Origin of the sequence: Emticicia oligotrophica DSM 17448 (assembly GCF_000263195.1) — a bacterium.
GTDB lineage: Bacteria > Bacteroidota > Bacteroidia > Cytophagales > Spirosomataceae > Emticicia > Emticicia oligotrophica.
Genome location: NC_018748.1, coordinates 4,470,144 through 4,492,752 on the forward strand (window position 1 = coordinate 4,470,144; position 22,609 = coordinate 4,492,752).

16 protein-coding genes are annotated in these 22,609 nt (G+C 34.5%); 8 read left to right on the plus strand and 8 right to left on the minus strand.

Annotated elements, in window-relative coordinates:
- Positions 1-56 precede the first annotated feature (56 nt).
- Complete coding sequence (locus tag EMTOL_RS18525) at positions 57-779, plus strand: LytR/AlgR family response regulator transcription factor (RefSeq protein WP_015030857.1); 723 nt, start codon at positions 57-59, stop codon at positions 777-779.
- Between the two features lie 263 nt (positions 780-1,042).
- The gene (locus tag EMTOL_RS18530; RefSeq protein WP_015030858.1) at positions 1,043-2,212 is read left to right on the plus strand and encodes an aspartate aminotransferase family protein; all 1,170 of its coding nucleotides are present in this window, start codon (positions 1,043-1,045) and stop codon (positions 2,210-2,212) included.
- A 29-nt stretch (positions 2,213-2,241) separates the two neighbouring features.
- Here EMTOL_RS18530 and EMTOL_RS18535 read toward each other — a convergent pair whose 3' ends face one another.
- Genes EMTOL_RS18535 through EMTOL_RS18545 form a run of 3 tightly spaced genes read right to left on the minus strand, consistent with a single transcriptional unit; the run spans position 2,242 to position 6,145 of the window.
- On the minus strand, positions 2,242-3,795 hold the full coding sequence (locus tag EMTOL_RS18535; protein WP_015030859.1) for a DUF1501 domain-containing protein: 1,554 nt from the start codon (positions 3,793-3,795) through the stop codon (positions 2,242-2,244).
- Positions 3,796-3,813: 18 nt separating this feature from the next.
- Positions 3,814-5,430, minus strand: a complete 1,617-nt coding sequence (locus EMTOL_RS18540; RefSeq protein ID WP_015030860.1) for a DUF1800 domain-containing protein — start codon at positions 5,428-5,430, stop codon at positions 3,814-3,816.
- Positions 5,431-5,476: 46 nt separating this feature from the next.
- The gene (locus EMTOL_RS18545) at positions 5,477-6,145 is read right to left on the minus strand and encodes a DUF2461 domain-containing protein (RefSeq protein WP_015030861.1); all 669 of its coding nucleotides are present in this window, start codon (positions 6,143-6,145) and stop codon (positions 5,477-5,479) included.
- Between the two features lie 59 nt (positions 6,146-6,204).
- Between EMTOL_RS18545 and trpS the strand changes: the two genes are divergently transcribed.
- The 4 genes from trpS (at position 6,205) to EMTOL_RS18570 (ending at position 11,256) form a co-directional block, all read left to right on the plus strand.
- Entirely contained in the window at positions 6,205-7,179 is a 975-nt protein-coding gene (gene trpS, locus EMTOL_RS18550) for a tryptophan--tRNA ligase (RefSeq protein ID WP_015030862.1), read from the plus strand.
- A gap of 2 nt (positions 7,180-7,181) precedes the next feature.
- On the plus strand, positions 7,182-7,763 hold the full coding sequence (locus EMTOL_RS18555) for a phosphatase PAP2 family protein (RefSeq protein WP_015030863.1): 582 nt from the start codon (positions 7,182-7,184) through the stop codon (positions 7,761-7,763).
- A 16-nt stretch (positions 7,764-7,779) separates the two neighbouring features.
- Complete coding sequence (locus EMTOL_RS18560) at positions 7,780-8,205, plus strand: DUF2147 domain-containing protein (RefSeq protein WP_041693665.1); 426 nt, start codon at positions 7,780-7,782, stop codon at positions 8,203-8,205.
- Positions 8,206-9,003: 798 nt separating this feature from the next.
- Complete coding sequence (locus tag EMTOL_RS18570) at positions 9,004-11,256, plus strand: LruC domain-containing protein (RefSeq protein ID WP_015030865.1); 2,253 nt, start codon at positions 9,004-9,006, stop codon at positions 11,254-11,256.
- A 503-nt stretch (positions 11,257-11,759) separates the two neighbouring features.
- Here EMTOL_RS18570 and dnaK read toward each other — a convergent pair.
- The 3 genes from dnaK to EMTOL_RS18585 form a co-directional block, all read right to left on the minus strand.
- The gene (gene dnaK / locus EMTOL_RS18575; protein ID WP_015030866.1) at positions 11,760-13,652 is read right to left on the minus strand and encodes a molecular chaperone DnaK; all 1,893 of its coding nucleotides are present in this window, start codon (positions 13,650-13,652) and stop codon (positions 11,760-11,762) included.
- Between the two features lie 103 nt (positions 13,653-13,755).
- Entirely contained in the window at positions 13,756-16,389 is a 2,634-nt protein-coding gene (locus EMTOL_RS18580; protein WP_015030867.1) for an NPCBM/NEW2 domain-containing protein, read from the minus strand.
- A gap of 214 nt (positions 16,390-16,603) precedes the next feature.
- Positions 16,604-17,188: a DUF937 domain-containing protein gene (locus EMTOL_RS18585; protein WP_015030868.1), complete on the minus strand. Its 585-nt coding sequence runs from the start codon at positions 17,186-17,188 to the stop codon at positions 16,604-16,606.
- A gap of 148 nt (positions 17,189-17,336) precedes the next feature.
- Between EMTOL_RS18585 and EMTOL_RS18590 the strand changes: the two genes are divergently transcribed.
- Positions 17,337-17,762 (plus strand): nuclease A inhibitor family protein, encoded by a 426-nt coding sequence (locus EMTOL_RS18590; RefSeq protein WP_015030869.1) that lies wholly within the window; start codon positions 17,337-17,339, stop codon positions 17,760-17,762.
- 94 nt (positions 17,763-17,856) lie between these two features.
- On the opposite strand, the gene rplT is transcribed toward EMTOL_RS18590, so the two are convergent.
- Both rplT and rpmI read right to left on the minus strand, forming a co-directional pair.
- Complete coding sequence (rplT, locus tag EMTOL_RS18595) at positions 17,857-18,201, minus strand: 50S ribosomal protein L20 (RefSeq protein WP_015030870.1); 345 nt, start codon at positions 18,199-18,201, stop codon at positions 17,857-17,859.
- Between the two features lie 183 nt (positions 18,202-18,384).
- Positions 18,385-18,579, minus strand: a complete 195-nt coding sequence (gene rpmI, locus EMTOL_RS18600) for a 50S ribosomal protein L35 (RefSeq protein WP_015030871.1) — start codon at positions 18,577-18,579, stop codon at positions 18,385-18,387.
- Positions 18,580-18,981: 402 nt separating this feature from the next.
- On the opposite strand from rpmI, the gene dnaE reads away from it, so the two are divergent.
- Positions 18,982-22,563 (plus strand): DNA polymerase III subunit alpha, encoded by a 3,582-nt coding sequence (dnaE, locus tag EMTOL_RS18605; protein ID WP_015030872.1) that lies wholly within the window; start codon positions 18,982-18,984, stop codon positions 22,561-22,563.
- The last annotated feature ends 46 nt before the right edge of the window (positions 22,564-22,609 follow it).

A 22,609-nucleotide genomic window follows, 5' to 3' on the forward strand; every position in this document is an offset into this window, starting at 1 on the left:
AATTTAACTATACAAACCTATTATTAATCTAAACGAGCTTAATTGCTTTAATGAATATGCGTTGTATCGCGGTTGATGACGAACCATTAGCACTTGATTTACTTGAGGATAATATAAATCAAGTTCCATTTCTTGAATTAGTAGGAAGATGTAAAAATGCATTTGATGCTATTGAACTAATTCAAAAAGAAAAAGCTGAAAATAGAAATATTGATTTAATTTTTCTGGATATTCAAATGCCAGGGATAACGGGAGTGCAGTTTGTAAAAAGTATGGTTTCTAACCCAATGATTATTTTTATAACTGCTTATGACCAGTTTGCTATTGAAGGATTTGACTTAAACGTCATTGACTATTTATTGAAACCTGTATCCTTTGAAAGATTTCTTAAGGCCTGTAATAGGGCAAATGAACTTTTCCAACTTAAAGAAAGTTCGGGAAATCCGAAGGTTTTAACACCAGATGAACATTTTTTTGTTAATGCTGAGTACTCTTTAGTTAAGGTTAAATATGCTGAAATTCTGTATATTGAAGGGTTAAAAGATTATATAAAAATATATGTTGCTTCACAGCCAAGACCCATAATTACGAGAATGACCATGAAGAGTATTGAAGAGAAATTTGCTTCATTGCCCTTTATGCGTGTACACAAATCTTACATCGTTTCATTAAATAAAATTGAATCTATACGTAATTTAAAAATCAGTATTGGTCAACATTTGATACCTGTAAGCGAACAATTTTCCGATGAATTATTACGAAGAATTGGTAGTAAGTAATATAGTCGCAGAATTTAGGGGTTTTGTCTCATGTCTTTTGCAAGTTCTTAATTAACTATTATTTTCGTGACATAGATGATTATAAAGTAAAGGACGAAGGGATGCTTGAAATAATCGTCATTTATGGATGTAGGAAATGATTATGTTTACAGTTTAGTTTTGGAGTAATTAACGACTCATAAATAATAGGTTAGTACTTAAAACTCGCGGGCTTTGCATGCGAGTTTTTTTTGTGCCAAATTTGCAAGAAAATGAATTTACTTATGACTACCCGTCAACTCTTTTTACAAAATTTAGCACAAACATCTGAATTTCCTCTAGCACTTGAAATTGAAAAGGCAGAAGGTATCTATTTGTATTCGGATAATAAGAAATATATAGATTTAATATCTGGCATTGGAGTAAGTAATGTAGGGCATCGACACCCTAAAGTTATTCAAGCTATACAGAGTCAATTAGATAAGTACATGCACTTGATGGTCTATGGTGAGTATATTCAGACGCCACAGGTATTGTTAGCAGATGCCATTTGTCAAACTTTGAAAAGTACAAATTTAGATAATGTTTATTTTACAAATTCGGGGACAGAGGCAGTTGAGGGGGCTATGAAATTAGCCAAACGATATACTAAACGAACACAAATTATTTCTTGCAATAGAGCTTATCATGGTTCAACTCAAGGGGCATTGTCATTGGGAGATGAACATTTTAAGCGTAATTATCGTCCCTTGTTATCTTCCATTGAAAAAATTGAGAGAAATCGTTTTGAAGATTTGGCGAAAGTAAACAAGCATACAGCGGCTGTTTTTTATGAACCAATTGGGGGTGAAGCTGGTGTAATTCCAAGTGATTTAGATTATATAATTGCATTAAGAGAAAAGTGTAATGAAGTGGGAGCCTTGCTTGTTTTTGACGAAATTCAATCAGGTTTTGGACGTACTGGAAAATTTTGGGCATTTGAGTATTATAATGTTGTGCCAGATATCTTACTTTGTGCTAAAGGAATGGGCGGGGGAATGCCCATTGGAGCATTTATTGCATCTCAAAAAATCATGTCTGTTTTTAAAAATAATCCAATATTAGGGCACATTACTACCTTTGGAGGGCATCCAGTTAGTTGTGCCGCATCTTTGGCAACTTTAAAGGTTATTCATGAAGAATGTTTATTGATTGATGTTGAAAAAAAATCACAGTTATTTAAAGAACTATTAGTTCACCCTAAAATCAAGCAAGTAAGAGGTGTTGGACTCATGTTGGCTGCAGAGTTTGAAAGCTTTGATGTATTAAAGCCAATTATTGATAAAGCCATCGAAAAAGGTGTGATAACTGATTGGTTTTTATATTGTGATAATTCTATGAGAATTGCTCCCCCATTGATTATTACCGAGGATGAAATAAAATTTGCCTGTGAAGTCATATTGAGTTCAATATAAGTATAAGACCGTCAGAAAACTGTCTTATACTATTTCATCATTCTATGAATTTGTTGCATTGAGTTATTTTGAAGTCTAGCAAAATACATTCCACTGCTATAATTACTTGTATCAATCGTAATTGAATGAATTCCAGCTTCATATTCGTTATCAATCGGAACAGCAACTAATCTGCCAATATTATCAAATATCTGAATCATTGTATGTCCACCTAAAGTTTTGAATCTAATTGTTGTTGAATCAGAGAATGGGTTTGGATAATTGCTCAATAATTCTTCATTTAAAATGGTTGGCTCATTTGCTGTAATTTTACCACAGGCTTGTGGTTGAATGAGTGGTAAAGGTTGGAAGTCTTTCAATAATACATCATTAACGTATGCTTCATCTAGACAAAACCATTGGGTTAAAATAGAAGCATAAACAGAACGAAAATCATATTGCATCGTAATGTTATCGTTTGCGTTGGGTGTTGCTGAAATATCGGCACTTTTACCTAATACTATTGGATTAACCAAATCTCCAAATAAAAACATTGGGGCAGCGGCTCCGTGGTCAGTTCCTCCACTTGCATTAGATTTAATTCTTCTGCCAAACTCCGAATAGGTAACACCTAATACCCTTTTTGATGCCCCCATTCCCACTAAATCTTGATGAAATGCTTTGATTGCCTCTGTAACAGTTTTCAATAAATTTGCATGTGTTCCCGTGGTTGTATCGAGGGTATTTACCTGATTACTGTGGGTGTCAAATCCATTTATATTGACAAAATAAATTTTAGTTTTAAGCCCGCCTCCTAAGAGTTGTGCAACAATTTTTAATTGTCCTGCCAAACTGGAGTTTGGATAGGTGACTTGTTTGGTAACCTTAGAAGCTGCATTTTTAATGGAATTCGCATATAAATTTGTCTGATTCGCAACTTCACGAAGGTATTTTAACTCTTTTCCAGCTAAAGTATTAGGTACACTTTCAACCTTATTAGAAATTAAGTCGTAAAAATTGGATGGATTTGATATTGCCATACCCATTGATCTGATCGGGCCTTGGAGTGCAGTACTTACGACAGATCCAATTTGAATGGCTAATGGGTCTGGATTTCTTTGATTTGGATAACCAGTCGGGTAATTAGGGTTTTCGATTGCTAAGTACCTTCCTGCCCAACCATTATTTATAAAAACGTTTGAATCAGATGCAGAATTCCAAATATCTGTAGCTCTAAAATGAGAAAAGTTTGGATTTGGATAGCCCACCCCTTGTATTAATGCTGCTTTTCCCTCCTTAAACATGGTCTGCAAAGGAGTCATTGATGGATTCAGACCTAAGGTATCATTTTGTGGAATACTTAACAATTTATTTTTAGGAATTGCAATATTTGTTCTTGCGTTTTGATATAGGGCATATTTATCAATCGGAATGACAGTGTTTAGCCCATCGTTTCCACCCGATAATTGTATAACCACCAAAACGTTATCATCCCCAATCGTATTTTCATCAATATTGCCAAATGCTTTAAACGAAATTCCATTTATCAATGCTGGCATTACTACACCAGTGAAGGTATTTTGTAAAAAATCTCTACGTTTCATTTTGAATGACTATTAAGATTAACAGAGTTGAAATTCGGGTAGTGCCATTAAGTATGAATACAAATTTCTTAGCTTCGTAACTACCATATTGTATGACTCAAAATCTATTGGATTATTAATCATGGCGTCCCATAAATCTGTCCAATAATAGTCGGATGATTGTCCACTTAGCAGAATATCTTTTTTTAATTGCTCAATTAATTCTTTTGTAATCGGAATTTTGTAAAGTATTTGAAGCGAATCATTAATTAACTGATTTGGGTCATTTGGTACAGGAAGTTTTTTGGCAAATCCAACAACATCTATTTGAATTTTTTGAGTACCCTTAAGAATCCCAATATTAATTAGCATTTCAGTAAATTGGTTTCTTTTAGGGTAAGTATCAGAATTTATCCAAATTTCGTAGAACATAGGTACTTGGTAGTAAGCTGGCCAGCCAGCAACATTAGGTGGGTCGCCAATATCTTGTTGAAGGTTTTGTCCTTGTCGTACAAGTTCTCCAAATAAGCTGTAGTATTCTTGTAAAAATGTTTTGGGAGAAGGAAAATTAACCCCGAATTCCCTGATTGTTCCAATAATAAAATCAAGAGGGCTTTTTATCATTGAACCAAAAATATTTGGGTCATAAAAGTGTTGGCACTTGAAAATAGTGGTTAATACTGGCTTTATTTCGAAATTATTTTCCTTAAATATTTTAGAAAGTGGTTCTATTATATTGTTTTCAATTTCATCAGTTATTTCATAGTGAATAAAGAATATATAAATTTTCCTGCATATATATTTACTAACTTCATCAACAGAAAAAATCATATTTATTAAATCCTCTAATTCGGTTAACATGCCACCCACAGAACTCTGCCCTACAATAATAGTATCATTATAAAAAGATGAAAATTTTTTGTCTGATGTATCATGATTAGTAACATTCAAGTTATATACCTTTTTATCATTATTGATGCCAATTCCTGTAAGTACCCTTGCGGCCGCTTTTACGTCATCTTCAGTATATTTTGAATTTGGACCTTTTCCAACAGTAAATAATTCTTGTAATTCTCGGCCATAATTTTCATCTGGGGCATTTTTTGAGTTAAATCTCCCATTCAGATAACGAAGCATGGCAGGGTCAAGGGTAATTTGTTTAACAAATTCTTTAAAATTACCCAAAGCAAATTTCCTTAACACAGTATTATGGATGTAAGCAAAACGTGCATCATCGACATCAGCAGTTTCAGTAGCAAAATGATTATGCCAAAAGAGCACCATTTTTTCGTGAATACTTCTCTTTTGATTAGCCATTTGCATTAGCCACCAATATTTATATGATGCCCTTCTTTTGGCGTTTACTGTACCATCTCCATAGATGGCGTTGACCCAAGTTTCACCCAGCAAAATTCCTTGTGGGTCTTTGTAATCGTTTGTATTATAAAAATTTAATGGTGGCTCTGGTGGAGTTTGTGGGCTAAGAAGTTCTTCAATTGTTTCAGAAAGAGTTTTCTTTTGAAAATAAGCAATGTCTTCAGGTGAAGCTCCAAACATTGTCCTTTTTAGAAGATGTGTTATTTGGGGTATTCCCCATTCCCCGCCATATTCATTAATATCCGCTTGAATTAGTTTTGTTGGATGATGTAAGTTCATTAAAATAAGCTTAGGCTTGAGTTAGATTAAAATAGTGAAGTTTAGTTTAATCAGTTTGCCCAAAAAATATTTCATTGATATAATCAAGGTAAGGTTTCAAGATTTTACAACCCTCGATTACCTCATTGGCAAAGTTGGGGTGGGTCACATCTTCATCAGAATAGCGATGGACAAAAAATAATTGTTTGTATTTTAGTAATTCTATTTCGGGGTGGTCAATAGGATAGCCCTTAGGCATCTTTTTTACTTTCTCTCCGTGTATTTCTTTGTAGTAATCTCGGAATAGGCTATTTTCAATAATTCCCTTTAAATGTTGTGGATTATAATCAATTTCTTGTCTGAAATTTGTTAATTGCGTTGGAGTAGGAGACCACATACCTCCTCCAAGAAAAGATTCGCCGGGCTGAATTTGTAAGTAATAATCTACAAATCCAGAACTTTTACCACCAGGCCCGAAACCTGCTGCTATATATTTTTTATAAGGTGATTTATCATTCGAAAATCGAATGTCTCTATTTATTCGTAGGAGGCAACTCTTTACCGTAGTATTTAATAAGTTCGGTTGAAATTGTGAAATTCCATTGAGAATTTCCTGACAAGTATTTTCAAATTCTACTTTTGTTTTATCGTAATCCTGTCGATTGGCTTGAAACCACTCTCGATTATTATTTTGATTTAAGTTTCTTAAAAATTGAAGCGAATGATGGGTTAGCATTGGTATTTTTATCTATTTTTGTGGGAAATTAAGTTTTTTTTATCAGATATACAGAAAATATGGCAAGAATATTAACAGGCATACAAGCAAGTGGTTGTCCGCATTTAGGAAATATTTTAGGAGCAATTTTGCCTGCAATTAAACTTTCACAAAATCCTGCAAATGAATCCTTTTTATTCATTGCAGATTTGCACTCCATGACAACCATCAAGGATGCAAAAGTAATGCAAGAAAATACAAGAGCGGTTGCCGCGGCGTGGTTAGCTTGTGGTTTTGATGCTGATAAGAACTATTTCTACCGCCAATCACGCTTGGCAGGTTATCATACCGAATTGATGTGGTATTTGAATTGCCAAACACCTTATCCAATGCTTGCTAATGCACATTCATTCAAGGATAAATCTGATAGGCTTGCAGATGTAAATGCTGGTCTTTTTACATACCCAGTTTTACAAGCTGCAGATATTGTTTTATATGGAGCTAATTTGGTGCCAGTAGGGAAGGACCAGCGTCAGCACCTAGAAATGTCTAAAGATATTGCCGCCTCATTTAATAGAACTTATGGTGAAGTACTTGTTTTACCAGAACCATTAATTGATGAAAATGTCATGGTTATTCCAGGTACTGATGGAACCAAAATGAGTAAATCTTACAATAATTTTATTAATATCTTTTTGGACGAAAAACCACTTCTAAAATCAATAAAAGCAATCATTTCTGATAGTACGCCTCTTGAAGAGCCGAAAAACCCTGAAACTGATGTAACTTTTAAATTATTTTCCTTGGTTGCTGAACCTGAACAAGTAGAAGATATGCGTCAAAAATACTTAGCTGGCGGCTTTGGTTATGGCCATGCCAAGCAAATGTTGTTTGAAGTTTTATGGAAAAAATTTCAGAAAGAAAGAGAAATATTTAATTATTATATGTCGAACAGTGAAGCCTTAGATGCAAAACTTGTTGAGGGTGAAGCTAAAGCACGTGAAATTGCTGAGGCTACTATGAATAACGTTCGAAATGTTTTGGGCTACTTGTAAGCATGATAGAAACAATAAAATATACTGAATATGATTGGTTTTTGTGGTTAAATGGTCACCATAACCAATTTTTTGATATACTCATGTACTGGGTGACTTATCGTTTCACATGGATTCCACTCTATATCTATATTATTTATTATTTATTCCAAAATACCAAAAACAGATTTGCCATTAATTTAGTTTTTGTATTACTTTCAGTTGGTCTATCTGATAGATTTACTTCTGGGTTTATGAAACCTTTTTTTCATCGTTTCAGGCCATGCCATGACCCAGCTATTCAAAATCTTGTTCATGTTGTTGGTGATTGTGGAGGACAGTTTGGTTTTGCTTCAAGTCATGCCTCAAATTCATTTGCCTTGGTAATGGCTATTTATTTGTTAGCTAAATTGAATAATTGGTCTTTAAAGCTACCAGCATTTTTATTATTTTGGGCAATAATTGTTTCTTATAGTCGTATTTATGTGGGAGTACATTTTCCAACCGATATTGTTGTAGGAGCAATTGTTGGAATTATGATTACGCTTTTTACCTATATTTTTTTAAAATTCATCAATCAAAAACTAAATTTTTCATTCACCTAATCAATTCTTTATGAGTATGAAAAAATCACTTTCAATTATTGCTTTTTTATTGTTTTCAAGCTTATCTTTTGCCCAGGATATTACGCAAGGTACTTGGTATAATGAAGAAAAAACTGGTAAAATTCAGTTTTTCAAACAGGGTGAAAAAATTTTCGGAAAAATTGTTTGGCTTAAAGAACCAAACGAAAATGGAAAACCTAGATTGGATAAAGAAAATCCTGATTCTAAACTCAAAACCAGACCACTTTTAGGTTTGATAAACTTGAAAAACTTCGAAAATACTGGAAAAGGTGTTTGGGAGAACGGTGAAGTTTACGATCCAAAAAATGGAAAAACATATTCTTGCAAAATGACTTTAGCCTCTCCAACTCAACTTGATGTTCGAGGTTTTATCGGTATTTCTTTAATTGGCCGAACTTCTAAGTTTACAAAAGCTGATTAATTAATGAATATTTGTGCAATGGAAGGTGTTTCATCATTTTGATGGAACACCTTTTTTTGTTGATGCCAATGTTTTTAATTTTGAATAATAATTTATTTTCAAGAATTCTTCCCTTTTTTATTGATTTTTTCAATTTTTTATATAACCCTAAACATCAACCACTTCACCAAAAATAATTTTATTTACCCTTTCAATTTGGTACCTTTTAATAATTTTTTTCTTGTAATTGTCTTGTCAACCTAATTTTCCATTTTTTTTATCTTTAATTGTTGAAATTCCAATATTTGGAAAAAAATTCCTATTTTTGGATATTATTCCTTTTTGAATAATATTTTTTTCTAATTTTTATTAAAATATTTTAAAAATATTCTAATCAATTCGATTTAAGGTGTTGCAAATCTACATGCGAGCTTTTAAAATGAAAAAGTAACCTAAGCTTATTATTGCTTTTATCCGAATTTTGGCTTGAAAAATATATGTAACTAGTGTGTATTCTTGTAAGTGTTTGATAATCAATTATTTATGTTGGGTGTTTATGCTTTAAAAATGTGGTTTTGAAATTCAATCAAAAAGAATAAAAAACTTAGTTTGAATTGAGTTAGAATATTCTCTTTTCACTCAACAAAAAATATTGTTAGAAATCATTGTTAGAAATTCCTTTTCCTCAGATTTAGGAGCTTATTTCTTCGCTTTTTGTGAGCTGACTTCTACTGATTTTTGGCCTTGGCATGTTTATTGAGCCCATACCGTTTAATTATTAAATACCAAAAGTTTTATATACTTTTTTTATCTACTGTTATGGTTAAATCTCAAATCGTTCCTTTATTAAAAAGGACAATCTCAATCCCCTCTCTTTTAGCTTTTTCCATCGTCTTTGTACTTTCAGGTTGTTTGAAGACCGACTTAGAAAGACAGGTTGTTGCATCTTCTCCAAAGTTGTTTTCAAGCGATGTAGTTATTCCAGCTGATTTTAACTGGTCAACTACTAAGACAATGGATTTCAAGGTAGCTGTTGATGATAAATTCAGTGGTAAATACTTTTACCGTGTGGAATTATATGATAATGATCCAATGCTTGGTACACAAGCAAATTTGCTTAGTGCTGGTGTTGCCAAAAAAGGTCAAGATTTTACAGGTAAAATCGTAGTTCCAACTATGTTGAACTACATTTACGTTAAAAGAATATCTCCAACCAAAGTACCTTTCGTAACAATGATTCCGGTTGAAAAAATGACTAACTTGAGTATCTCACTCAACGGAGCCATTAATACTGGTATGGAAAGTGTAAGAGTTGCCACAGATTTATCTAAATCTAACACTTTAGCCCCTAAATTTTCTTATTCAGTGGCTGATTACGCTGTTCCAGCTGGTGCAATTGAAATTAAAGCTGATGACAATAATGTTAAAATTGAGTCTAACAAGACTTATGTTGTGAAAGCTGGTGTTTCTTTCAAAGGTAATATCGACCTTAATAATGGTACAAGCAACGTAAAAGTTTATATTGATGGCGAATGGCATGATTCAAATAATGCTCTTGTTGTAGGTGGTAACAATACTTTAATTATAACCGAAAACGGTTCGATTAATATCAATAAATTGACTCAAAACACTGGTGGTACTTTTATTAATTGTGGCAAAGCTGAGTTTGATAATATGACAACATCAAACGAATCAACCTACAGTAACTATGGTACGCTCAAAGCAAAGAAGGCTGTATTTACCAATGCAAGTCTAAAGAACTATGGAACTATAACATTTGAAGATCTTACAAGTACTACTACTTCTACTTTGATTAGAAATGAAGGCTCTATGTATGTTGAAAAAGGGCTTTTAACTAATTCAACATTAGAAACGTTGTGTTATATCAAAATCAAAGATCTTTTAACAAATGGTGCTAAAATCAAGATTGAAGGAGGTGGTATGCTGAGTGTTGACACTTATCAAAGTGGTGGTACTGAATTCAATTTACTCGCGAATGCTATCTTAGAGGTAACTGAAATTGTTAAATTCACAAGTAATAGTAATGTAATGAAAGGACCTGCTTCATCTGGTAGAGCTTTAGCAAGAATGAAGGAAGTTGATGTAAAAGGTCAATGGAACGCAATCACTTATAAAGGAAATCTTGAAATCGCTTGTTCAAAGCATACAGCTAATGAGCAATGGAAAACATATTATGTAATTGAAAGCCCTGCAACAATTGTTCCTTTTGATAAATCAACTGTGGTTATACCTGGCACTACTTGTAATGGTGGTGGAAACAAAGGCCCTGGTGATGATAAGCCAGAAGACCAAGTTGTAACAGAAGTTAATCTTGGGACTTATTCTTATGCTTTTGAAGATAACTGGCCACAACTAGGTGATTATGACCTGAATGACGTTGTAGTTGATATGAATGTGGTTAAATTCCAAAATACTTCAAATAAAGTAACAAAAGTTGTATTGAAAGGAAAATTAAGAGCGGCTGGTGCCTTAAAACGTCTTGCTGTGGCAGTTCAATTAGATGGTATCTTAGCAAATTCAGTAAGTAAAGTTACCTATTCACGTGCAGACTTAGTAGGCTCTCTTTTAAAATTAGGAGCTAATGGCGTTGAAACAGGACAAAAATTTGCAGTTGCTACTATTGCTGATGATGTACACAAGGCCTTTGGTTTGAATAATGTTGGATTTGTAAATACACAAACTAATAATTATGCACCAGTTGATGTGGTTATTACAATTGAATTTACAACTCCTCTTGATAGTTTTACATTCCAAACATTAAATATGTTTATCGTAAATTATAATTCTGCTGGAAATGACAGAGGAGAAGTTCACTTAGTTGGATATAAAGGAACTGACAAAATTGACGCGTTGAAGATTGCTAATTCTACAGGTAGTTTATTGTCAAACACAGACCCTTTCAAATCAATTAATAATGAGCCTTGGGGATTAATCATACCATCTTCATTTGTTTATCCTCCAGAAACAAAAAATATCAAAACATTCTATACGAAATTCCAAAGCTGGGCAACTAGTGGCGGTACAGTTGACACCAATTGGTATCTTCAGTAATTAATTTAATTATAAAAGTAGCCTACTCTAAAGTAGGCTACTTTTTTTGAAACTAATTATTCAGATAAAGTGATGTAACAAATGATTGTAGGAGAAAGTGATAGAGATATCCTTTCATACTCTAAGTACATTAGATTTCGAATTTTTAGTTCAGATATAAAAAGCTTATTTATCTAGTTGTTGTTTACTAAATTTAAGTGCAGCTTTATGGCTGCATTTATAATTTTTTTTAAACTTATTGCTAAAAAGGATTTATAATAGTAAAAGATAAGAGCTTTATCAATTAATTAGCGAAAAGTAGATGGGTATTTAATTGATAATTTTATCAAATTTATAATCTTTTCATAGTAAAACTGAAGAAGTTTCAACGGAACCTAAAATTGCTAGAAAGAAAACATTAGTTGTAAAATTTATCCTCCTCAGGAGCTATTTTAGTTACTGAAACAAATAATAAAGCCTCATTTCTTTCGAAACGAGGCTTTATTATTTGTTTTACTTCTAACTTATTTTACTTCTTCAAAGTTTACATCAGTTACACCTTCTTCAGTGCCTTGTGAACTACCTGCTTGTCCACCCATATCAGCACCTGGAGTTGCTCCTTGAGCATACATTTCTTGAGAAGCTGCTTGCCATGCTGCATTGATTTTTTCCATTGCTGAATCAATTGCAGTAATGTCTTTTGTACCATGAGCTGCTTTTAATTCAGTTAATGCACCTTCAATCGCAGATTTATTTCCAGCAGAAAGTTTATCGCCGTATTCTTTCAATTGTTTTTCCGTTTGGAAAATCATTGTATCTGCGGCATTTACTTTTTCTACTTTCTCTCTTTCAGCTTTATCAGCTTCTTCGTTTGCTTTTGCTTCATCACGCATTCTTTGGATTTCTGCATCAGATAAACCAGAAGATGCTTCAATTCTAATTTTTTGCTCTTTACCAGTTCCTTTATCTTTGGCAGTTACGTTCAAGATACCATTCGCATCAACATCAAAGGTTACTTCAATTTGAGGTACACCACGAGGTGCAGAAGGAATACCATCTAAGTGGAAACGTCCTAAAGTACGGTTTTGAGTAGCCATTGAGCGTTCTCCTTGCAAGATGTGCAACTCAACTGAAGGTTGGTTATCTGCTGCTGTTGAGAACGTTTCAACTTTCTTTGTAGGAATAGTGGTATTCGACTCAATCATTTTTGTAAATACACCTCCTAAAGTTTCGATACCTAATGAAAGCGGAATAACATCAAGTAAGAGAATATCTTTTACTTCACCTGTTAATACACCACCTTGAACAGCCGCACCAATAGCCACAGCTTCATCAGGGTTTACATTTTTAGAAGGTTTCTTACCGAAGAATTTTTCAACCTCTTCCTGTACTTTAGGGATACGTGTAGAACCACCAACTAAAATTACTTCGTCAATATCACTTGTTTTCAAACCTGCATTTTGCATCGCTCTTTTGCAAGGCTCCATGGCACGTTGAATAAGGCTATCTGAAAGTTGCTCAAATTTAGCTCTAGATAGATTTCTAACTAAGTGTTTAGGAATACCGTTTACAGGGAAGATGTATGGCAAGTTAATTTCAGTCTGAGCAGAGCTTGAAAGTTCAATTTTAGCTCTTTCAGCAGCTTCTTTTAGACGCTGTAATGCCATTGCATCTTGGCGTAAGTCGATACCTTCGTCTTTTTTGAACTCATCAGCTAGCCAGTCGATGATTACTTGGTCAAAGTCATCTCCACCTAAGTGTGTATCTCCATCAGTTGCTTTTACTTCAAAAACGCCATCTCCTAAATCAAGAATAGAAACGTCGAAAGTACCACCACCTAAGTCGAATACGGCTACAGTTAAATCCTTACCTTGTTTATCAAGGCCATAAGCTAATGCGGCTGCAGTTGGCTCGTTTATGATACGTTTTACATCTAAACCTGCGATTGCTCCAGCTTCTTTTGTAGCCTGACGCTCTGCGTCATTGAAGTAAGCTGGTACAGTTATTACAGCTTCAGTAACAGTCGTTCCTAAATAATCTTCAGCAGTTTGCTTCATTTTTTGAAGAATTGATGCTGAAATTTCTTGTGGAGTATATAGTCTGTCGCCGATGCGTACACGTGGAGTATTGTTCGCTCCTTGTTCAACATCGTAAGCAACAGTTTTTAATTCACTTCCAACTTCTGAAAAACGTTTACCCATGAAACGTTTGATAGAAGAAATAGTATTTTTAGGGTTAGTGATAGCTTGACGTTTGGCAGGTGCTCCAATCTTCTTTTCTCCATTCTCTAAAAATGCTACAATCGAAGGAGTAGTACGAGCACCTTCGCTGTTAGCAATTACAACAGGCTCGTTACCTTCCATTACAGCCACGCACGAGTTTGTTGTTCCTAAGTCAATTCCAATAATTTTTCCCATGTTTTTTGTGTCAGTATTTTAAATCAATTTATTTCGTTTTATTTACTATCAATTGAAATGCCAAGCAAAGAAAAGCTTAAAAATACTGACAGATTGTCATGTTTTAGTTAAATTTAGAATTAAACCTTTTCAGTTTTGTCTCACTTATAGGAATTGCGTCCAAGGTGGCAGAATTTGTTTGACTAACTGGCGTAGAGTTAGGACAATTACTAATTTGAGCGGTAAAAATTGCCCCTTTTTCTGACGTAAAACCAGGTAAAAGCGTAATAGATTTGGCTGCATTATAACCTACTTTAGCTTCTGTATAAATAATGTTGGCGGCAGTAATAGTTTGTGAAGAATTAAGAGATATACTAATAGTAGTACCACCATAATTGTCTCTGTTTCTTACTAAATTATAAGAATTCAGACAATCTGGAATTACGTTAACGGTATCTTTCGTAATTGCACTTGTACAATCTGCAATTTTACAAAAAACAGTATATACAGTTGTATCTTTGGGGCTTACCGTTATTGGGTTACTTGTCGAACCATTTGACCATGTAACAGTACCACCAAAGCATCCTGATGCAGATAGCGTTGTTGATTGGCCTTTGTTTATATTTTTACTTTCAATCGTAATTGTTAAATTTTGGAGGGTAACAATTTCTAAATTATTACTTGGAGTTGAAACGTTTCCTGTATAATCTACTGCAACAACATAGAATGAGTAGAAATTGAAAGAATTCAAACCTGTCACACGATAAGAAAGCGTTGAGGCATCTACGCTTGCAATGAGCGTTCCATCTTGATAAATATTATATTTTTCAATTTCATTATTGTCGGTAGAGGCATTCCAGTTGAGGGTAACACAATTCTGTGAAAGTAATGTTTGTCGAAGGTTTGCTGGAGTCGTGGGTGCTTGGCTATCAACGCAGTGAAGGCGGGCATTGGCCCAGTCTGCATGGTCTGAAAAACTGTCGTCATTTGCTTGGTCAACTTCTAATCTTAGTTCATTTACTCCAGTTACATCAATGTTGATGTTAATTGTTGGGGTACTTTTATTGACAATTCCACTTGAATAAGATAATACGTTATCTTTATAAACCTTAAAAATTACATTAGTTCCAGCTATAGCATTGGCCACCTCGTCATCTATACCTATAGATGAAATAAATCTGCCAAAATTATAATTCAAATGATAATTAATCGTAGAGTTGGCATGTACACCAATTCCTTTTTTAAATTCAACGCCCTTTAATTTGATAGTTGTACCATCTCCTTGCCCATACTCTCCATTGCTTTTATTCATTTCGATTGGTCCCCAGCCATTACTTGAGCTACAAGGGGCATTATCGGAAAGATAGGTAACACCAGTACAAGAAACTATTCCAACACAATTACACTTTTCTGCCACATTTTGAACAATCACGGGTTGGGTAAAAGTGATATTCCCTTTAGAATCAACTAGATAGCATCTGTAGGTTCCACTCGTACGCTCAATCGACTGGGTACTTGCTTCAGTTGCATCTTCATAGTCGTTATTACCGGTATCAATTCTAACCCATTTGTAAGAACTATAACCGTTTGGTGCACTTAGTCTTAATAATGTTGCAGATTGACAGCTAACAGTAATGAGTGGTAATGGTTTAGCACTTATTGGAGTTGCACTATTAAAAAAATCTATACTTAGCGAAGCATCCCATCTATTGGCTAACTCTATCAGTCCTGGACCATAAAAGTGAACTTCATCGCTTCGATTTGAACCAAGAATATCATCCGTAGATGGCCCTGGATAAATTTTATTAGAGCTATTAATAACCGCATTTTGAGCATTGATAATCGTCAAGTTCTGATTACCAGTTCCACCATTCGCATTTTTATCAAAGACTGAGGCTCTGGAGATTACCCAAGGTACATTGCCAATGATTGCTCTACTTTTACTAATGATATAATTGACGTTTGAGGTATAATTTGTCTGAGAATTTGCAATGTAATTATCGGCTTCGCCTTGATGCCAAAGTATTGCTCTTACGCCAAAAATAGAAGCGTAGTAGTTTAGTGCTTTTTGAAATCCAGAATAGGGTACTCCAGAAGTATTGCAGTAAGGCTCATTTGAGAAATGGCTGATTGTGGCTAAGCCATCCGAACTTTCTTTCCAGTTGATTGAAGAGGTAGCCATGGCAGCAGCATTGATAAATACCACAGGCACTCCGAGTTTCGACACGAGCATGTCTCCTAATCTACCATAACACCACGGATTATGCCCTGTTTTGGATAGGAAGCTTTTTGTACTACCATTACTGGTTATTTGAGAAAATGCTGGATAATTCGGTACTTTTTTATCACAAGCATTAGTGGATGCATCAAACCATGATATTTCGTTATGTGAAACTACTCTTTCATCAGATGCTCCAACTTCACCTTGATTTCCTTCAATTCCTTGTGCATTCGATTGCCCCGCAATTAGAAAAACCTCGCCAACTCCAAGCCTATTTAGCGTAGTTGTGCTCACAACTGATGAGCCTAAAATCCCCCTAATTTCAAGTTTGTACCAGCCACCTGGAACATTATTTACGTAACCATTGAAAATCCCCCCGTTCATGTAAATGGTAAATGGGGTCCAATCTATAACAACTTGGTTGTTAATTACATTGGTAAATCTTGCTTCGACAGAAGATATGTTACCATTATAATTACCTGCAATATTTACAACAGCAGTATTGCTCGCACTTCGTTGAAATACGGCATTTTCCATTGGAAATGTTATAGTTATTTGTGCAGACAATTCAATAGTAACCAAGAGATATAACACCACTTGAGTTATTTTCATTTTTACTTTTTGGTCTTTTGTATGTGCTAATCAAACAGCCCCCAAAAATACGCAAAAAAAAGGAGTCTATTACATTAAAAAATGCCATATTTATTAAACGGCAAACTTTCTTTGTAATAGACTCCTGAAATTTATTCTATTATTTCCCTCCGAATAGACCTCCCAGTAAATCTCCAATTCCTCCACCGCTACCTTGCTGCTTTTGTCCTCCCATGGCACTCCCAGCAATATTCATAATATCATTCATATCTAACTTACCATCGGCTAATGCATTTGCACCTTGGCTTAATAAGCTTCCAAAATCAATTCCATTAGTTTTTCCACCCGTAATTGTACCCATAAGGCCACCCAAATCAATAGAGCTATCATTAGGGTCATTTGTTTTATCAATTAAAGTGCCTAATACAGAAGGTAACATATTACCTACAACGCTTGCTGCTGCTGAGTTTGATAAGCCAAACTTTTCCATAAGATTACCTACCACACTTTGAGCAATGTTGCCAACGATAGGATTTGACATCAAGTTTCCACTTGAACCATTTCCCAATAGACCAATAAGGCTGCCAAGTCCACCTTGTGAGTTAGCTTGGTTGGAAAGACCTCCTAATAGACCTTGCATTACCTCATCCATTACTCCTTCGTTGTGTTCGTTTGGAACCTGAGGGTTTTGAACAACTGCACTTTGCCCTGCTTGTTGAATTAGTCCTTGCAATACTTCTAACATTTTATTTTTAATTTAATGGTTGTTAATTGGTACAATAATACTATTTTCGTTAGATTTAATTCCAAATTAATTGGATTTAATTTTGGCTATTAGACCAAAAGTGCCTAAAAAAGTAACATTAAATTTATAAATTTTCTACTATTATACTGTGAGCGAAAACGTATTAAACTCAGAAAAAACTTTTGTTGAAAGTTTGACAACAGCAGTTGAAGGATTATTTTATCCAAGTGAATCTGATGAAAAAATTAAAGTGATAGACTGGCAAGCGGATAATCCATCGCCATTTGATTTAATGTTATTTAGAAAATACATCGGTGTAATTCCTTCCACAAGGGTAGAGGGCTTACCGTGGGAAAAGTTTTTTGAAGGAATACTGCAAGAAAAAGAATGGTGGACCGAATTTGAGAAAGAAAGAGCCGCTGCTTTTCAGCGTGTAAAAGATTTAATTGTCGCTAATTTGATCAATTTAGAGTTTTTTAAAGTTGGAAGTAGGGTGGAGTTTGAACTTTATTTGATTGGGCAAGATAAAGATTGTAAATGGAAAGGTTTAAAAACTTTGGCAGTTGAAACTTAAAAACAAAATTTAATTCTAAAGAAAACAAAAAGCATCAAGTCTGACTTGATGCTTTTGTAATTATGACCTAACCCAATAAGGGGTATTGGCATGCTTATTTTACTTTTTCCACAACTGCTTTGAAAGCTTCTGGGTGGTTCATTGCTAAATCAGCTAATACTTTTCTGTTAAGTTCGATGCCTGCCTTTGCTAATTTATCGATTAATACAGAGTATGACATTCCTAATGGACGCACACCAGCGTTAATACGAACAATCCACAAACGACGATAACTTCTTTTCTTTTGTTTACGACCAGAGTAAGCGTAAACTAAACCTTTTTCAACGGCGTTTTTCGCTACTGTCCAAACATTTTTTCTACGTCCGTAATAACCTTTGGCTAATTTAAGGACTTTTTTGCGTCTTGCTCTTGACGCTACGTGATTGACACTTCTTGGCATTTTTTTGTTTTGTTTTTTGACTTTGGCGGCTTATTGAATTAAGAATTAGGAATTAGGAATTTAAAAAACTCAGAACTCAAAACTCAGAACTTCAAAAACTCTTTGATTTGCCATTTATCGGGTGAAACATTGGCAGTGTCGATTTTCGACCTGCGTTTAACCATGCATTTGACAAACGTCAAATTACATACATAATAATCCTTCGATACGGTCTGTATCTGCTGCACTTACAAGCGTTGCTGAAACTAAGTTACGTTTACGCTTATTTGATTTTTTTGTAAGGATGTGGCTATGGAAAGCGTGCTTACGCTTAATTTTGCCTGTTCCTGTAATTTTGAAGCGTTTTTTTGCTCCAGAATTGGTTTTTTGCTTTGGCATCGCTAAAACATTAAGTATTGAACAAAAAGTAAATTGGGGTGCAAAGTTAAGAGTTTATATTAACTTTTCAAAAGTTATTTTCCTATAAATATCAATAGAAAGCTTCCTACGACAAAAATTTATAAATACTAAAGATTCTTTTACTTGAATTTGAAGTAAAGATGAAACCTTCATTTCCGAAATTATGAAAAGAAAAATGATTATTATAATCATTTTGATTAAATATGTTTTTCTTAAAAGCCAAATATTGTTAATTAAATCATATTGTAGAAACTCATGATTACCACTTGCGTTTCAAAGTTTTTGTCAAATCTTTGTTGATTTTGTTTAAATTTGTAGTATTGTTTCCAAAAATTGTAGCTTCAATTTTGAAATTTCTGCTACCATAACTAGTCTCTTAAAATGCAATTTTCTCACTTACATAATCATACACAATTTTCATTGCTAGATGGTGCTTCTGACATTAAGAAGTTATTCAAAAAAGCTCAAGCTGATAATATGCCTGCTATGGCCATCACAGACCATGGGAATATGTTTGGTGTATTTGAGTTTGTAGCAACTGCTGGAAAATTTGGAGTTAAACCCATAGTGGGTTGTGAATTTTATGTGGTTGAAGATCACACAAGAAAGCAGTTTACTAAAGAACAAAAAGATAAGCGTTATCACCAGCTTTTATTGGCTAAAAATGCTCAAGGATATAAGAATTTGGTTAAACTTTGTTCTTTAGGATATATAGATGGATTATATGGAAAATATCCACGAATTACAAAAGCTTTAATTGAACAATACAAAGAAGGTTTAATTGCCACAACCTGCTGTATTGGAGCAATGGTTCCGCAAACAATTTTAAAAAAAGGCGAGGAAGAGGCCGAAAAAGAGTTCCAATGGTGGCTAGATAGATTTGGCGAGGATTATTACGTGGAAGTACAACGCCACGATATTCCAGAACAAATCAAAGCTAATGAGGTATTGGTGAAGTTTGCCAAGAAATATGGTGTGAAAGTCATTGCCTCAAATGATAGTCATTATGTTGACCAGCAAGATTGGGTAGCACATGATATTTTATTGTGTGTAAATACCAATGAAAAATTATCGACTCCTTCTGCCAAAGAATTCAATGATGAAGAAGGTGCTCCCAAAGATACACGATTTGCATTTTATAACGACCAATTTTACTTCAAGACTACCCAAGAAATGAGTACGTTGTTTAGCGATATGCCGGAGGCAATCGATAATACCAACGAAATTGTTTCAAAAGTAGAAACTTTAAAGTTGAAGCGTGATATTATGCTTCCCAATTTCCCTATTCCCAATGAGTTTAAAATTCATGAAGATGATACCCTCAATCAATGGGAATATTTGAAGCATTTAACTTATGAAGGAGCTCGCCAAAGATACAGCGAAATCGGAACTGAAGTGCAAGAACGCCTTGATTTTGAGTTGTTTACCATCAAATCAATGGGTTTTGCAGGTTACTTTTTAATTGTATCCGACTTTATTAAGGCTGGCCGTGACATGGGCGTAATGATTGGACCCGGTCGTGGTTCGGCTGCTGGTTCGGCAGTAGCTTATTGTATCGGCATTACAAACATTGACCCCATCAAGTATAATTTACTTTTTGAGCGTTTCTTGAATCCAGACAGAAAGTCAATGCCTGATATTGATACCGATTTTGATGATGAAGGTCGTCAAAGAGTAATTGATTATGTGGTTCAGAAATATACCAAAAATCAGGTAGCACAAATCATTACTTATGGTACAATGGCCACAAAATCTTCTATCAAAGATGTGGCTCGTGTGATGGAATTGCCTTTAGCTGATGCCAATTACATCGTAAAATTGGTTCCAGACAAACCCGCTTATGGAATTGATTTTGAAAAAATGGTTAATTGGCCGCTTGAAGGAAAAGGTAGTTTGGCTGATTTGGGTGTTCAACCCGATGAAATTGAAAACGTTAAGCGTTTTCGTTCTATGTATAATGGTAATGATCTCACAGCTAAAGTACTTCAACAGGCACATAAGTTAGAGGGAACTGTTCGTAACACAGGTATTCATGCAGCGGGTGTAATTATTGCCCCTGAAGATTTATACAATATTTTGCCTGTATCTACTTCAAAAGATACCGATTTATTGATTACACAATATGAAGGAAAGATTATTGAAGATGCAGGTGTAATTAAAATGGACTTTTTGGGTCTTCGCAACCTTACAATTATCAAAGATTGTTTACGCATGATTAAAGAAAATCATGGAGTAGAAATTGATATTGATAATATTCCACTAGATGATAAGCTAACCTACGAACTTTTCCAAAGAGGCGAAACCAACGCCGTATTTCAGTTTGAATCTGATGGTATGAAAAAATACATGAAAGAACTGAAACCCGACCGTTTGGATGACCTCATTGCCATGAATGCATTGTATCGTCCGGGGCCAATTGCATATATCCCAAACTTTATTAATCGTAAGCATGGTAGAGAGGAAGTAAAATACGATTTGGCTGACATGGAGGAATTCTTGGGGGAAACTTACGGAATTACGGTTTACCAAGAACAGGTAATGCTTCTTTCCCAAAAATTGGCTGGATTTTCTAAAGGTGATGCCGATGTTTTGCGAAAAGCAATGGGAAAAAAAGACCGTGCGACACTCGATAAGCTGAAACCTAAATTTATGGAAGGGGCAATGTCGAGAGGACATGATGGGAAAATTCTTGAAAAAGTTTGGACCGACTGGGAGGCCTTCGCTTCTTACGCATTTAATAAATCGCACTCTACTTGTTATGCTTTTGTGGCTTATCAAACCGCCTATTTAAAAGCACATTATACATCCGAGTACATGGCTGCTGTGATGACTTCGCAGTTGGGAAATATTGATAAAATTACATTTTTCATGGAAGAATGTAAAGCTCTAGGTTTGAGAGTTTTGGGGCCAGATGTCAATGAATCTCAAAAGCAGTTTAGTGTTAACAAAAACGGCGAAATTCGTTTTGGTATGGGAGGAATCAAAGGTTCGGGAGATGCCGCTGTTGATGCTATCATTGAGGAAAGAAACAAAAATGGACATTTTACTGATATTTTCGATTTCATCACCAGAGTAAACCTTCGCACGGTTAACAAAAAAACACTCGAATCATTCGCGTATGCAGGAGCATTTGATTGTTTTTCTGATTTGCACCGTGCTCAATTTTTTGCCGAGACTGATGGTACTATACTGATTGAAAAGATAATTAGATATGCCAATAAATATCATGAAAATGCCAATGCTGGTCAAAATTCTTTATTTGGCTCTGTTGGAGGAGCATTTGATATTGCCAAACCGAAAATTCCTGATTGTGAGCGTTGGGGTGATATTCAGAAACTAAAATTCGAAAAAGAAGTAGTTGGTTTTTACATTTCTGGTCACCCACTTGACGAGTTTGACCTCGAAATGAGAAGATGTGTGCCACTTGACCAAGTATTTGACCCACTAAATGCCAATAAAGAATTTGCCATTGGTGGTGTTGTGACGAGTGTGATGCATAAAACATCAAAAAATGGCAATCCGTTTGGAATCATGAAAATTGAAGATTATGGTTCGAGTATGGAAATGATGTTTTTCGGACAAGATTATGTGAATTTCTCAAAATATATGCAAATAGGGCTTTTCTTATTTATTCGGGGAAAAATTCAAACAAAATGGGGGAGAGAAGGTGATTTTGAATTTAAACCAATTAGTATGGAGTTATTGAGCGAAATCAGAAACAAACTTTTTAAAGAAGTAAAAATTTCTTTAGGTTTACAGTTTGTAAATGCTCAGTTAATTGAACAAATACAAAATATGACGGCTCGCTATCCAGGAAATTTTGATTTTAAAATGTCGGTTTATGATTCAGAAGAAAAAATGGATGTCATGTTACTCTCCCGCAAGCAAAAAGTAGCTTCAACCAACGATTTTGTGAAAGAATTGAAAGAGTTGGTCGGTGAAGAAAATGTTGTTTTAGGGTAACGGAACTTTTCATAAATGCACCTTTGTTATTTAGACAACAATAACA